General features: G+C 64.8%; 25 protein-coding genes. All 25 read right to left on the bottom strand.

The window, feature by feature from the left end:
• Positions 1 to 147: 147 nt before the first annotated feature.
• Positions 148 to 540: a 30S ribosomal protein S11 gene (gene rpsK / locus IEW15_RS11590; RefSeq protein WP_014746124.1), complete on the bottom strand. Its 393-nt coding sequence runs from the start codon at positions 538 to 540 to the stop codon at positions 148 to 150.
• Positions 541 to 549: 9 nt separating this feature from the next.
• Entirely contained in the window at positions 550 to 918 is a 369-nt protein-coding gene (rpsM, locus tag IEW15_RS11585) for a 30S ribosomal protein S13 (protein WP_188577990.1), read from the bottom strand.
• A 105-nt stretch (positions 919 to 1,023) separates the two neighbouring features.
• Complete coding sequence (locus tag IEW15_RS11580; protein WP_188577988.1) at positions 1,024 to 1,677, bottom strand: adenylate kinase; 654 nt, start codon at positions 1,675 to 1,677, stop codon at positions 1,024 to 1,026.
• Positions 1,674 to 3,017 (bottom strand): preprotein translocase subunit SecY, encoded by a 1,344-nt coding sequence (gene secY / locus IEW15_RS11575; RefSeq protein ID WP_188577986.1) that lies wholly within the window; start codon positions 3,015 to 3,017, stop codon positions 1,674 to 1,676. Before secY ends, IEW15_RS11580 begins: the two co-directional genes overlap by 4 nt.
• Before the next feature lie 242 nt (positions 3,018 to 3,259).
• Positions 3,260 to 3,742, bottom strand: coding sequence for a 50S ribosomal protein L15 (gene rplO, locus IEW15_RS11570; RefSeq protein ID WP_188577984.1), 483 nt, complete (start codon positions 3,740 to 3,742; stop codon positions 3,260 to 3,262).
• A gap of 54 nt (positions 3,743 to 3,796) precedes the next feature.
• Positions 3,797 to 3,991, bottom strand: a complete 195-nt coding sequence (gene rpmD / locus IEW15_RS11565; protein ID WP_188577982.1) for a 50S ribosomal protein L30 — start codon at positions 3,989 to 3,991, stop codon at positions 3,797 to 3,799.
• A gap of 5 nt (positions 3,992 to 3,996) precedes the next feature.
• Positions 3,997 to 4,560 carry a 30S ribosomal protein S5 gene (rpsE, locus tag IEW15_RS11560; protein WP_188577980.1) on the bottom strand — a complete coding sequence of 188 codons (564 nt, stop codon included), beginning with the start codon at positions 4,558 to 4,560 and terminating at the stop codon, positions 3,997 to 3,999.
• 14 nt (positions 4,561 to 4,574) lie between these two features.
• Complete coding sequence (gene rplR, locus IEW15_RS11555; RefSeq protein WP_188577978.1) at positions 4,575 to 4,934, bottom strand: 50S ribosomal protein L18; 360 nt, start codon at positions 4,932 to 4,934, stop codon at positions 4,575 to 4,577.
• A gap of 14 nt (positions 4,935 to 4,948) precedes the next feature.
• On the bottom strand, positions 4,949 to 5,482 hold the full coding sequence (gene rplF, locus IEW15_RS11550; protein ID WP_188577976.1) for a 50S ribosomal protein L6: 534 nt from the start codon (positions 5,480 to 5,482) through the stop codon (positions 4,949 to 4,951).
• An 11-nt stretch (positions 5,483 to 5,493) separates the two neighbouring features.
• On the bottom strand, positions 5,494 to 5,892 hold the full coding sequence (gene rpsH / locus IEW15_RS11545; RefSeq protein ID WP_188577975.1) for a 30S ribosomal protein S8: 399 nt from the start codon (positions 5,890 to 5,892) through the stop codon (positions 5,494 to 5,496).
• Positions 5,893 to 5,908: 16 nt separating this feature from the next.
• Complete coding sequence (gene rpsN / locus IEW15_RS11540; protein ID WP_188577973.1) at positions 5,909 to 6,214, bottom strand: 30S ribosomal protein S14; 306 nt, start codon at positions 6,212 to 6,214, stop codon at positions 5,909 to 5,911.
• A gap of 21 nt (positions 6,215 to 6,235) precedes the next feature.
• Positions 6,236 to 6,775, bottom strand: coding sequence for a 50S ribosomal protein L5 (gene rplE, locus IEW15_RS11535; RefSeq protein ID WP_188577970.1), 540 nt, complete (start codon positions 6,773 to 6,775; stop codon positions 6,236 to 6,238).
• A 17-nt stretch (positions 6,776 to 6,792) separates the two neighbouring features.
• Entirely contained in the window at positions 6,793 to 7,110 is a 318-nt protein-coding gene (gene rplX, locus IEW15_RS11530) for a 50S ribosomal protein L24 (RefSeq protein ID WP_188577968.1), read from the bottom strand.
• On the bottom strand, positions 7,110 to 7,478 hold the full coding sequence (gene rplN, locus IEW15_RS11525) for a 50S ribosomal protein L14 (protein WP_188577966.1): 369 nt from the start codon (positions 7,476 to 7,478) through the stop codon (positions 7,110 to 7,112). Before rplN ends, rplX begins: the two co-directional genes overlap by 1 nt.
• Before the next feature lie 31 nt (positions 7,479 to 7,509).
• Positions 7,510 to 7,746 (bottom strand): 30S ribosomal protein S17, encoded by a 237-nt coding sequence (gene rpsQ, locus IEW15_RS11520; RefSeq protein WP_188577964.1) that lies wholly within the window; start codon positions 7,744 to 7,746, stop codon positions 7,510 to 7,512.
• A 4-nt stretch (positions 7,747 to 7,750) separates the two neighbouring features.
• The gene (gene rpmC, locus IEW15_RS11515; protein ID WP_188577962.1) at positions 7,751 to 7,954 is read right to left on the bottom strand and encodes a 50S ribosomal protein L29; all 204 of its coding nucleotides are present in this window, start codon (positions 7,952 to 7,954) and stop codon (positions 7,751 to 7,753) included.
• A 4-nt stretch (positions 7,955 to 7,958) separates the two neighbouring features.
• A complete protein-coding gene (gene rplP, locus IEW15_RS11510) occupies positions 7,959 to 8,378 on the bottom strand; it encodes a 50S ribosomal protein L16 (protein ID WP_188577959.1) in 420 nt (139 codons plus the stop codon).
• Between the two features lie 38 nt (positions 8,379 to 8,416).
• Complete coding sequence (rpsC, locus tag IEW15_RS11505) at positions 8,417 to 9,094, bottom strand: 30S ribosomal protein S3 (RefSeq protein ID WP_188577957.1); 678 nt, start codon at positions 9,092 to 9,094, stop codon at positions 8,417 to 8,419.
• Complete coding sequence (rplV, locus tag IEW15_RS11500) at positions 9,094 to 9,474, bottom strand: 50S ribosomal protein L22 (protein WP_188577955.1); 381 nt, start codon at positions 9,472 to 9,474, stop codon at positions 9,094 to 9,096. The genes rpsC and rplV overlap by 1 nt, the downstream gene beginning before the upstream one ends.
• A gap of 2 nt (positions 9,475 to 9,476) precedes the next feature.
• On the bottom strand, positions 9,477 to 9,755 hold the full coding sequence (rpsS, locus tag IEW15_RS11495; protein ID WP_188577953.1) for a 30S ribosomal protein S19: 279 nt from the start codon (positions 9,753 to 9,755) through the stop codon (positions 9,477 to 9,479).
• 19 nt (positions 9,756 to 9,774) lie between these two features.
• Positions 9,775 to 10,599 carry a 50S ribosomal protein L2 gene (gene rplB / locus IEW15_RS11490; protein WP_188577951.1) on the bottom strand — a complete coding sequence of 275 codons (825 nt, stop codon included), beginning with the start codon at positions 10,597 to 10,599 and terminating at the stop codon, positions 9,775 to 9,777.
• A gap of 4 nt (positions 10,600 to 10,603) precedes the next feature.
• Positions 10,604 to 10,897 (bottom strand): 50S ribosomal protein L23, encoded by a 294-nt coding sequence (locus IEW15_RS11485; RefSeq protein WP_188577949.1) that lies wholly within the window; start codon positions 10,895 to 10,897, stop codon positions 10,604 to 10,606.
• Positions 10,894 to 11,517, bottom strand: a complete 624-nt coding sequence (rplD, locus tag IEW15_RS11480; protein ID WP_188577947.1) for a 50S ribosomal protein L4 — start codon at positions 11,515 to 11,517, stop codon at positions 10,894 to 10,896. The genes IEW15_RS11485 and rplD overlap by 4 nt, the downstream gene beginning before the upstream one ends.
• A gap of 10 nt (positions 11,518 to 11,527) precedes the next feature.
• On the bottom strand, positions 11,528 to 12,244 hold the full coding sequence (rplC, locus tag IEW15_RS11475) for a 50S ribosomal protein L3 (RefSeq protein ID WP_188577945.1): 717 nt from the start codon (positions 12,242 to 12,244) through the stop codon (positions 11,528 to 11,530).
• 14 nt (positions 12,245 to 12,258) lie between these two features.
• Complete coding sequence (gene rpsJ / locus IEW15_RS11470; protein ID WP_041606294.1) at positions 12,259 to 12,567, bottom strand: 30S ribosomal protein S10; 309 nt, start codon at positions 12,565 to 12,567, stop codon at positions 12,259 to 12,261.
• Positions 12,568 to 12,580 lie beyond the last annotated feature (13 nt).

The following is a 12,580-nucleotide window of genomic DNA, read 5'->3' as shown; positions in this document are numbered from 1 at the left end:
CGATGGGGTGCCGGTCGTTGCGGGGATCCGGCGGGCGCTCTTGCCCGCCGCGCCGGCGACGCGGAACCGGACAGGCTGAAGCCGGCCGGCGCGGCGCCCTCCCGGGCTATCGCGTCCGACCGGCGGGGGCGCGTGCGGTCCTTGACGTCAGACGCGGCGCCGCTTGGGCGGGCGGCAGCCGTTATGCGGGATCGGGGTCACGTCGCGGATCGAGGTGATCGCGAAACCCGCCGCCTGCAGGGCACGCAGAGCCGATTCCCGGCCCGAGCCCGGACCCTTGACCTCGACATCCAGGGTGCGCATGCCGTGTTCGGCGGCCTTGCGGCCGGCGTCTTCGGCAGCGACCTGCGCCGCGTAAGGGGTAGACTTGCGCGAACCCTTGAAGCCCATGGTCCCCGAGGACGACCAGGAGATGGTGTTCCCCTGCACGTCGGTGATGGTGATCATGGTGTTGTTGAAGCTCGCGTTCACGTGCGCGACACCGGAAGTGATATTCTTCCTGTCGCGGCGGCGCAGACGAGCACCCGTATCCTTGGCCATGGTGCGTCCTTACTTCTTCTTGCCCGCAATCGGCTTCGCCGGGCCCTTGCGGGTCCGCGCATTGGTGTGGGTGCGCTGACCGCGCACCGGCAGGCCACGACGATGCCGCAGGCCGCGGTAGCAGCCGAGGTCCATCAGGCGCTTGATGTTCATCGCGACTTCGCGGCGGAGGTCACCCTCGACCGCATAATCGCTGTCAATCACTTCACGGATGCGGATCACTTCGGCATCCGACAGTTCGTTCACGCGCCGCTCGGTCGGGATTCCCACCTTGCCGCAGATTTCCTGCGACTTCGACCGGCCAATGCCGTGAATGTAGGTCAGCGCGATCTCGACTCGCTTCGCGGTCGGGATATTCACACCTGCAATACGCGCCACGCTTGATTCTCCTTCGTCGACCGACGGTCTGCGCCCGCACGCGCCCACTCGGCGCGGAGGGGCGCGATTATAGGATGACCGTCGCTCAAGTCAACCACTCAGAAGTTACGACCCGCTGCCGAGGATGGCTTTCAACGCCCGGGTCACATCATCGATGTCGGCCATGCCGTCCACCGTCCGCAAAAGGCCCTTCGTCTCATAGTAGGGCAGCAGCGGCGCGGTCTGCGCATGGTAGGCTTCGAGCCGGCTCGTCACCGTCTCGGCATTGTCGTCCTTGCGGCGGGTGAACTCAGTCGACCCGCACACATCACAGACGCCCGCAACCTTGGGCTTCTGGAAAGTGTCATGATAGCCGGCGCCGCATCTGGCGCAGGCGAAACGTCCGGTGATCCGCTCGACCAGTGCCGCATCATCGACCTTCATCTCGATCACATGATCCAGATGAAGCCCGCGGGAGGCCAGCATGCCGTCCAGCGCCTCGGCCTGGGCCACGGTGCGGGGAAAGCCGTCGAGGATGAAGCCGTTGCGGCAGTCATCCAGACCGATGCGGCCGGCGATCATATCGATGATCGCCTGATCCGGCACCAGCTTTCCGCTGTCCATGATCGCCTTGACGCGATTGCCAAGCTCGCTGCCCGATTTCACCTCGGCGCGGAGCATGTCCCCTGTGGACAGCTGCACGATGCCATAGGCGTCGACCAGGCGCTGCGACTGTGTGCCTTTGCCGGCACCGGGAGGTCCGAGAAGGATCAGGATCACGACCGCCGTCCTTTGAGTCGGGCCTTCTTGATCAGCCCCTCATACTGGTGCGCCAGCAGGTGGGACTGGATCTGGGCCACGGTATCGATGGTGACGTTGACCACGATCAGCAGGCTGGTGCCACCAAAGTAGAACGGGACCGCATACTCGCTGATCAGGAGTTCAGGCAGGGCGCAGACCGCAGCGATATAGATCGCGCCGATCGCCGTCAGCCGGGTCAGCACATAATCCAGATACTCAGCGGTCTTCGCGCCGGGCCGGATGCCGGGAATGAACCCGCCATGTTTGCGCAGATTGTCCGCCGTCTCCTCCGGATTGAACACAATCGCGGTATAGAAGAAGCAGAAGAACAGGATGGCCGCGATGTACAGCCCCAGATACAGGGGCTCGCCATGAGCCAGATTGGTGGTCAGCCAGGTCACCCAGGCCGGTCCGCCGGTCGCGTTGAAGCTGGCGATGGTGGTCGGCAGCAGCAGGATCGAGCTTGCGAAGATCGGCGGGATCACGCCGGCCGTGTTCAGCTTCAGCGGCAGATGCGAGCTTTCACCACCATAGATCCGGTTGCCGACCTGGCGCTTCGGGTACTGAACCACGATGCGCCGCTGGGCGCGTTCCATGAACACGATGAACGCGATCACCGCCACCGACATGATCAGCAGGAACAGGATGAAGCCGGTCGACAACGCGCCGGTCCGGCCCAGTTCCAGCATCCGGGCGAGTGCGCCGGGCAGTTCAGCGACGATGCCGGTGAAGATGATCAGCGAGATGCCGTTGCCGACGCCGCGGGCGGTGATCTGCTCGCCCAGCCACATCAGGAACATCGTGCCGCCGACCAGTGTGATCACGGTCGCGGCGCGGAAATAAAGACCAGGATCGGCGACCGCGGCGACAGAGCCCGCCTGCAGGCTCTCAAGCCCCACCGAAATGCCATAGGCCTGAACGATCGCCAGCCCCACCGTACCGAAGCGGGTGTACTGGTTCAGCAGCTTGCGCCCGCTCTCGCCCTCCTTCTTCAAGGCCGCGAAGCTCGGCAGCACTGCGGTCAGCAGCTGCACGATGATCGAGGCCGAGATGTAGGGCATCACGGTCAGCGCAAAGATGGTCATGCGCCCCAGCGCACCGCCGGCGAACACGTTGAACATACCGAGAATGCCGCCGGCATTCTGGTTGAACACCTCGGCAAGCACGGCGGGATTGATCCCCGGCACCGGGATATAGGTGCCAAGTCGATAGACCAGCAGCGCGCCCAGGGTGAACCAGAGCCGCTTCTTCAGTTCGGTGGCCTTGCCGAAGGCCCCGAAATTCAGGCTGCCCGCAAGTTGATCGGCGGAGGACGCCATCGCGGATGCGCTCCCGGCTTGAAGAGGGGGATCTCGAAGGCATGTCCTGAGCCGGCGGGGCCGGCCAGAACACCTGGATCAGTCTGTCGTCGTCAGGGCGGGCCCGGCGCTCAGCGTCGCCCCCGCCGCTCCGGGACACACCCAGACGGCTTCGGCAATGCGAGCGCGGGCAACCATCCCCCGGTCTGAACCGGCGGACGGTCGCCCGTCTAAGCCTGCACGACGCAAGCTCAGGCCAGAGATCAGGCCTGAGCCTCGTCCGCTGCCGGCACCGCCGGCAACTCGACCTTGCCGCCGGCCTTCTCAACCGCCGCAACCGCCGCCTCGGAGGCGCCGGACACGTGGATGGTCACGGCCGTGGTGATCTCGCCCTTGGCAAGCAGGCGCACACCGTCGCGAACGCGACGCAGCAGGCCGGCTTCAACCAGGGTCGCTTCGGTGATGTCGGTGCCGAGCTTGCCGGCATCGATCGCCTTCTGGATGCGACCCAGATTGACATGAACGAAATCGTTACGGAAGGGCGCGTTGGTGAAACCACGGCGCGGAAGGCGACGATGCAGCGGCATCTGACCGCCCTCGAAGCCCTTGATCGCCACGCCTGCGCGCGCCTTGGCACCCTTATGGCCCTTGCCGGCGGTCTTGCCGGTCCCCGAGCCGGGGCCGCGACCAATGCGCTTGCGCGCCTTGGTCGCACCAGGATTGTCCCTGAGCTCATTGAGCTTCATGACACCGCTGTTCCTTGCGTTCGTGTGTTTGGTGCAGGAGGCCCGGGGTCACCCTCAGGCCACCTCCTCCACGACCACGAGATGAGCCACCCTGGCAATCATGCCACGGACCGACGGGGTATCCTCAAGCACGCGGCTGCGATGCCGCTTGTTGAGACCCAGGCCGATCAGCGTCTGACGCTGATAGTCGGGACGCCCGATCGGGCTGCCCAGCTGGGTGACCTTCACCTGCTTCTTCGCCTCCGACATCAGGATCACTCCTTGCCAGCGGCGGCGGCGGCCGCCTGGCCGTCGCGGCGGCCGATGATGTCGCTGACCTTGCGACCGCGGCGCCGCGCAACCTCACGCGGCGACTGAACGGCCTTGAGGCCGTCGAAGGTCGCCTTGATCAGGTTATACGGGTTCGACGTGCCGTGGCTCTTCGCCACGACGTCGGCGACGCCCAGGCTCTCCAGCACCGCGCGCATCGGGCCGCCGGCGATGATGCCGGTGCCCGGAGGGGCGGCGCGCATCAGGATCCGGCCGGCACCGAAATGCCCGTCGATATCATGATGAAGCGTGCGGCCCTCGCGCAGCGGAACGCGGATCATGCCGCGCTTCGCCTTCTCGGTGGCCTTGCGGATCGCTTCGGGAACCTCGCGGGCCTTGCCCTGGCCGAAGCCAACCCGGCCGCGGCCGTCACCAACAACCACCAGTGCGGCAAAACCGAACCGGCGACCACCCTTAACCACCTTCGCGACGCGATTGATGGTAACGAGCTTGTCGATGAACTCGCCTTCTTCCTCGCGAGGCTTGCGCTCGTTGTCCGTGCGTGCCATGCGTGCGGCCCCCATCAGAACGACAATCCGCCCTCACGGGCGGCGTCGGCCAGCGCCTTCACGCGGCCATGATAAATGTAGCCCCCGCGGTCGAAGACGACCTCGGTCACGCCGTGCTCAAGTGCGCGCGCAGCGATCAGCTGGCCGACCAGTTTGGCGGCTTCCACGCCAGCGCCGTTCTTGAGCTGGCCCTTCAGATCCGTGTCGAGGGTCGATGCCTGGGCGAGCGTCTGCCCGCCAACATCGTCGATGATCTGAGCATAAATGTTCAGATTGGAGCGGTAGACGCTCAGCCGCGGACGGCCGTGCGACTTTTTGCGCAGCTGCGTACGCACGCGCCGCTTGCGCCGCTCGAAGAGCAGATTCGCGTTCATGCCCGTGCGGCTCCTTACTTCTTCTTGCCTTCCTTGCGGACGATAACCTCGCCCTCGTACTTGACACCCTTGCCCTTATAGGGTTCGGGGCCGCGGAAGGACCGGATCTCGGCCGCGATCTGACCGACCCGCTGCTTGTCGATCCCAGAGATCGCAAGCGCAGTCGGCTTCTCGGCCTTGATGTCGATATCCGCCGGAACGGCGTATTTGATGTCGTGGCTGAAGCCGAGCTGCAAGGTGAGCAGCTTGCCGTCGACAGCGGCGCGGTAACCCACGCCGTTGATCTCCAGCTTCACGGTGAAGCCCACCGACACGCCCTGGACCATGTTGGCCACCAGCGTGCGCGACAGACCCCACATCGACAGGGCGCGACGGTCGTCATTGGCGGGCTGAACGACGATCTGACCGTCGTTCAGCGTAACATTCACATCCGACGGCAGCGTGCGTTCAAGAGCGCCGAGCTTGCCCTTGACGCGAACGGTGTTCCCGTCCACTGCAACCTCGACGCCCTGCGGCACCGCCACCGGATTCTTACCGATACGCGACATAGGACGTCTCCTCAGAACACCTTGCAGAGCACTTCACCGCCGACATTGGCGGTGCGGGCCTCTGCATCGGACATGACGCCGCGCGGGGTCGAGAGGATCTGGATGCCGAGGCCATTGTAATGCTTCGGCAGTGCCTTGATCGACGAATACACACGACGGCCCGGACGGGAGACGCGGCCGATTTCGCGGATGGCGGGCTCGCCGTCCACATATTTCAGCGCGATCTCGAACACCGGCTTTCCTTCCGCAGGCTCATTCCGCTCGTAACCGCGGATATAGCCCTCACGGGTCAGCACGTCGAGAACCCAGCCGCGCAGCTTCGACGCAGGGCAAAGGGTCGTGCCCTTGCGCGCCATCTGGGCGTTGCGGATACGGGTGATCATATCGCCGAGGGGATCGGTCATGGACATTTCCGGTCCTCCTCTCTTACCAGCTCGACTTGGTCATGCCGGGGATCTGCCCGGACGACGCCAGGTCGCGGAGCGCCACACGGCACAGCTTGAGCTTGCGGTACACGGCCCGCGGACGGCCCGTCAACGCGCACCGGTTCCGGATACGGGTCTTGGAGCCGTTGCGCGGCATCTCCGCCAGCTTCAGGGTAGCAGCAAACCGCTCCTCGGGAGACAGGCTGCGGTTATCAACCACCGACTTGAGAGCGGCGCGCTTTGCGGCAAAGCGCTTGGTCAGCTGCTCGCGGTGCTTGTTCTTCTGGACGGCACTGGTCTTGGCCATAATCGCCTCGCTTGCCGTTGCTCAGTTCACGAAGGGCATCTGGAAGGCGGCAAGAAGCGCCTTCGCCTCGGCATCCGTCTTGGCCGTCGTCGCGAAGACGATGTCCATACCCCGGACGGTATCGACCTTGTCGTACTCGATTTCCGGGAAGACGATCTGCTCTTTGAGGCCCATGGCATAGTTGCCACGCCCGTCGAACGACTTGCCGTTCAGCCCGCGGAAGTCGCGGACGCGCGGCAGAGCGATGGTGACGAGACGATCAAGAAACTCGTACATGCGGTCGCGGCGAAGGGTGACCTTCACGCCAACCGCCATGTCCTCGCGCAGCTTGAAGCCGGCGATCGACTTCTTCGCGCGGGTCACGACCGGCCGCTGACCCGTGATCTTGGTCAGGTCGGTCACGACGCCGGTGATCTTCTTCTGATCCGACACCGCCTCGCCGACGCCCACATTCAGGACGATCTTCTCGAGACGGGGGATCTCCATGACGTTCGCGTAACCGAACTGCTCACGCAGCTGGCCGCGAACCTCATTCACATAATACTCGTACAAGCGTGCCATGCTGGGCTGCTCCGCCGTCAACGATCGATCTGCTCGCCGGAACGCTTGGCGACTCGCACCTTGCGTCCATCTTCGAGCGTGGAGAAACCGACGCGGGTCGGCTTGCCGTCCTTGGGGTCGGCGATCGCGACGTTCGACAGGTGCAGCGCGGCTTCCTTCTCCAGAATACCGCCGGGGCTACCCGGCTTCGGAGCGGTGTGCCGCTTGACGAGGTTCACGCCCTGGACATAGACGCGGTCCTCCTTGGGGAGAACCCGCGTCACCGTCCCGGCCTTGCCCTTGTCGCGCCCGGTCAAAACGACGACGTTGTCGCCTTTCTTGATCTTGGCTGCCATTAGAGGACCTCGGGGGCCAGAGAGATGATCTTCATGAACTTCTTGCCGCGGAGCTCGCGGGTAACCGGGCCGAAGATACGGGTCCCGATCGGCTCGCCATGCTTGTTGATCAGCACGGCGGCATTGCGGTCGAAGCGGATGGCGGTGCCGTCCGGACGACGAAGCTCCTTGGCGGTACGAACGACCACCGCACGGTGGACGTCGCCCTTCTTCACCTTACCACGCGGAATCGCCTCCTTCACGGAGACGACGATCACGTCGCCGACACGGGCAACGCGGCGGCGGGAACCGCCGAGCACGCGGATGCACTGCACACGCCGGGCGCCGCTGTTGTCCGCCACTTCCAGATTGGTTTCGGTCTGGATCACAGGACCGTTCCTTAATCAGCAGGGGCCGGGCTCATTCGCCTTCGACGACGACCGTCCAGCGCTTCCGCTTGGAGATCGGCGCCGACTCGATGATGCGGACGTTGTCGCCGGCCTTGAACCGGTTGTCCTCATCATGCGCGGCGTACTTCTTGCTGCGGCGGATGAACTTCTTGTAGATCGGGTGCTGGAAGCGACGCTCGACCTTGACGATGATCGTCTTGTCGCCCTTGTCGCTTACCACGACGCCCTGGAGGATACGCTTGGGCATCTGATCACTCCTTCGCCGCAGATGCGGCCTGCTGGCCGATCACGGTCTTGATCCGGGCGATGTCGCGACGGACCTCGCGCACCCGGGCAGTGTTGTCGAGCTGACCGCCCGCCTGCTGAAAGCGCAGATTGAACTGCTCCTTCTTCAGCTGCAGCAGCATGGTCGAAAGCTCGGTGCCCGACTTCACGCGCAGTTCCTCAGCCTTCATGGCCTCAGCCCTCCACACCGATGCGCTGGATCACGCGGGTGCGGATCGGCAGCTTCGCGGCACCACGCTCGAAGGCCTCACGGGCCAGCTCGGCGGGGACACCGTCCAGTTCGAACATCACGCGACCAGGCTTCACGCGGGCCATCCAGAATTCCGGAGCGCCCTTACCCTTACCCATGCGCACCTCGGCCGGCTTCTTCGAAACCGGCACGTCGGGGAACACACGCACCCACACGCGACCGACACGGCGGATGTGGCGGGTGATCGCGCGACGGGTCGCCTCGATCTGCCGCGCCGTCAACCGACCGGGCTCCATCGCCTTCAGGCCATAGGCGCCGAAATTCAGCGCCGTACCGCCCTTGGCGTCACCGTGGATGCGGCCCTTATGCGCCTTGCGATATTTCGTCCGCTTCGGACTCAGCATAAGTTCCAGCCTTTCTCACTAAGCTGATCGCCGCCGGATCAGCGGGACGCCCGCGTCTCACGACGCTCGGCTTCCGCCGCCAGCGGATCGCGGCTCAGCACTTCGCCCTTGAACACCCAGACCTTGACACCGCATGTGCCATAGGTGGTGAAGGCGGTCGCCTGGCCATAATCGATGTCGGCGCGCAGCGTATGCAGCGGCACCCGACCTTCGCGGTACCATTCCGTGCGGGCAATCTCTGCGCCGCCCAGGCGGCCGCTGCAGGTGATGCGGATGCCTTCGGCACCCAGACGCATCGCCGACTGCACGGCACGCTTCATTGCCCGGCGGAACGCCACGCGGCGTTCCAGCTGCTGGGCGATGTTCTCCGCCACCAGGGTGGCGTCGAGTTCGGGCTTGCGGACCTCGGCGATGTTCAGATGAACCTCGCCCTTGACCAGCTTGCCGACATCGGCCTTCAGCTTGTCGATATCGGCGCCCTTCTTGCCGATGATCACGCCGGGCCGCGCGCTGTTGAGGGTGATGCGCACCTTCTGCGCAGCACGCTCGATCACGATGCCCGACACGCCGGCGTTCTTCAGGCGGTTCTTCAGGTACTTGCGCAGGCGCAGGTCTTCCTGAAGCAGATCCGCATAATTGTCATCAGCGTACCAGCGGCTATCCCAGGTACGGATGATCCCGAGCCGGAGCCCGATGGGATTGACCTTATGACCCATTAGTCCTGCTCCTCGCGCTCACGGACCACCACGGTCAGCTGGCTGAAAGGCTTCTCGACCCGTCCCACTCGACCGCGGGCGCGGGCGCTGAAACGCTTCATGACCAGCGCCTTGCCAACGAAGGCTTCGGCGATGAACAGACGGTCGACGTCCAGCTCGTGATTGTTTTCCGCGTTGGCGACGGCCGACTGCAGGGTCTTCATCACGTCGTTCGAGATCCGGCGGCGCGAGAAGGTCAGCGCAGCCAGCGCCGACTCGACGCTCCGACCACGGATCAGCTCGGCAACGGTGTTGAGCTTGCGCGGGCTCACGCGCAGCATCGCCGACACCGCGCGCGCCTCGTTGTCGGACACCCGACGCTCGGCACTTGGCTTGCCCATGGTTACTTCCTCTTGGCCTTCTTGTCCGCGGCGTGGCCGTAGAACGTGCGGGTGGGCGCGAACTCGCCGAACTTATGACCGACCATGTCCTCGGAGACAAGCACGGGCAGGAACTTGTGCCCGTTATAGACCCCAAAGGTCAAGCCCACAAACTGGGGCAGGACGGTCGAGCGGCGCGACCAGATGCGAATCACCTCCTTGCGGCCGGAGGTGTGCAGCGTGTCGGCCTTCTTCAGCAGGTACCCGTCGACAAACGGGCCTTTCCAAACCGAACGGGGCACAGTCGTACTCCTCCAGACCTTAAGGCTTACGACGGCGGACGATAAACTTGTCCGTCGCCTTGTTATTGCGGGTGCGCTTGCCCTTGGTCGGCTTGCCCCACGGGGTGACCGGATGACGACCACCCGAGGTGCGGCCTTCGCCACCACCATGGGGATGATCAACCGGGTTCATCGCCACACCACGGACGACCGGACGACGACCCATCCACCGCGAACGACCGGCCTTGCCCAAGCTGATGTTCTGATGGTCGGGGTTCGACACGGCACCGATGGTGGCCATGCATTCGGCGCGAACCATGCGCTGCTCGCCCGACGCCATGCGCAGCATGACGTAGTTGCCGTCCTTGCCGACGACCTGCACATAGGTGCCGGCCGAGCGCGCGATCTGTCCACCCTTGCCGGCCTTCAGCTCGACATTGTGAACGATCGTGCCGACGGGGATCGACGTCAGCGGCATCGCATTGCCCGGGCGCACATCGACCTTCGAGCCGGCGACGACCTTGTCGCCCACCTTCAGGCGCTGCGGGGCCAGGATATAGGCCTGCTCGCCGTCGGTGTACTCGACCAGCGCGATGAACGCGGTCCGGTTCGGGTCATATTCCAGGCGCGTGACGGTCGCCTCGACGTCCCACTTGCGACGCTTGAAGTCGACCAGACGATAGCGGCGCTTGTGGCCGCCGCCAACCTGGAACGAGGTGATGCGACCGGTGTTGTTACGGCCGCCCGACTTGGTCAGGCCTTCGGTCAATGCCTTGACCGGCTTGCCCTTCCAGAGTTCCGAGCGATCGACCAGAACCAGCTGACGCCGGCCGGGCGAAGTCGGCTTGTATGCCTTCAAAGCCATCGGTTCAGATCCCCGCCGTCAGATCGATCTGCTGGCCTTCGACCAGGGTGACGATCGCCTTCTTGAAATCCGAGCGACGCCCCGGACGGCCGCGAAACCGCTTGGCCTTGCCGGCCTGAACCAGGGTGTTGACCGCCTTCACCTTGACATTGAACAGGTGTTCGACGGCCTGCTTGATCTCGGGCTTGGTCGCATCCAGGGTGACGCGGAACGTCACCTGATCATGCTCTGAACCCATGGTCGACTTCTCGGTGACGACCGGGCTCAGGATGATGTCGTACATCCGCTCCGGGTTCATTTCAGCCGCGCCTCCAGGCTCTCGACCGCGGCGCGCGACAGCACCAGGGTGTCGCGGCGCAGGATGTCGTAAACATTCGCGCCCTGGCTCGGCAACACATCGATGCCGATCAGGTTGCGGGCCGCAAGGCGGAAGCCCTGGTCGACCTCGGTGCCGCCGATGAACAGCGTCGAGTGGCAGAGACCGGCCTTCTCGAGACGTGCCACCAGGGCCTTGGTCTTGGCGTCGTCGGCCTTCAGGTCGTCGACCACCACCAGCTTGCCACCCATGGCCTTCACCGACAGCGCGGTCTTCAGCGCCAGGCGACGCACCTTCTTCGGCAGGTCGTGGGCGTGGCTGCGATTCACAGGACCGTGAACCGTCGCACCGCCGCGGAAGATATTCGCCCGCTTGGCGCCGTGCCGCGCGCGGCCGGTGCCCTTCTGGCGATAGATCTTCGCCGTCGACCCGGCGATATCGGAGATCGTCTTCACCTGATGCGTACCGGCGCGCCGCTTGGCGAGCTGGTAGCGCACCATCCGGTGCAGGATATCGACGCGGGCCGGGAGACCGAACACCTCGTCTGCCAGCGCGATCGTGCCGGCGTCCTCGTTATCGAGGGTAATGACCTTCACATCCATCGCTCGGCCCTCAGCCTTCCGTGGTCTCGGCAGCCGCCTCGGCCACCGGAGACGCAACCTTCAGGCCCGCCGGGAACGGCGCACTCTCGGGCAGCGCCTTCTTGACGGCGTCGCGCAGCAGCACATAGGAACCGGCCGAACCCGGGATGGCGCCTTCAACCAGCACCAGGCCCCGGTTGGCGTCGACGACGGTGACGCGCAGATTCTGCACGGTCACGCGGCGCGCGCCCATATGGCCGGCCATCTTCTTGCCCTTGAAGGTACGGCCCGGATCCTGACGGTTACCGGTCGAACCATGCGAGCGGTGCGAGACCGACACGCCGTGGGTGGCGCGAAGACCGCCGAAATTGTGACGCTTCATGGCGCCGGCGAAGCCCTTACCGACCGAGGTGCCGACCGCGTCCACGAACTGGCCGGGAACGAAGTGGTTGGCACCGATTTCGGCGCCGACATCCGGCAGGGCGTCGCCCGTGACCCGGAATTCGGCGAGCTTCAGCTTGGGCTCGACCTTCGCCTTGGCGAAATGGCCGCGCTGCGGCTTGGAAACGTTCTTGACCTTCGCCGCACCGTAACCGACCTGAACGGCGTTGTAGCCGTCAGTTGCCTCGGTGCGGTGTGCGACGACCTGGACGTTGTCGAGCTTCAGAACGGTCACGGGAATGTGAATGCCGGCCTGGTCGAAAACGCGCGTCATCCCGAGCTTGCGGGCGATGACTCCAGTACGCATCTGGCGTTACCCCCTCAGAGCTTGATCTCGACATCGACGCCGGCCGCAAGGTCGAGCTTCATCAAAGCATCGACGGTCTGCGGGGTCGGCTCGACGATGTCGAGCAGGCGCTTGTGCGTCCGGATCTCGAACTGCTCGCGCGACTTCTTGTCGATGTGCGGCGAACGGAGAACCGTGAAGCGCTCGATCTCGGTGGGCAGCGGGATCGGGCCCCGCACGCTCGCGCCGGTCCGCTTGGCGGTGTTCACGATCTCGCGGGTCGACTGATCGAGCACGCGATGATCGAACGCCTTCAGGCGGATGCGAATGTTCTGGCCTTCCATCATGGGCTTCTTA

It is taken from the genome of Tistrella bauzanensis (genome assembly GCF_014636235.1).
GTDB lineage: Bacteria > Pseudomonadota > Alphaproteobacteria > Tistrellales > Tistrellaceae > Tistrella > Tistrella bauzanensis.
This window is presented reverse-complemented; position numbering and strand designations above follow the sequence as displayed.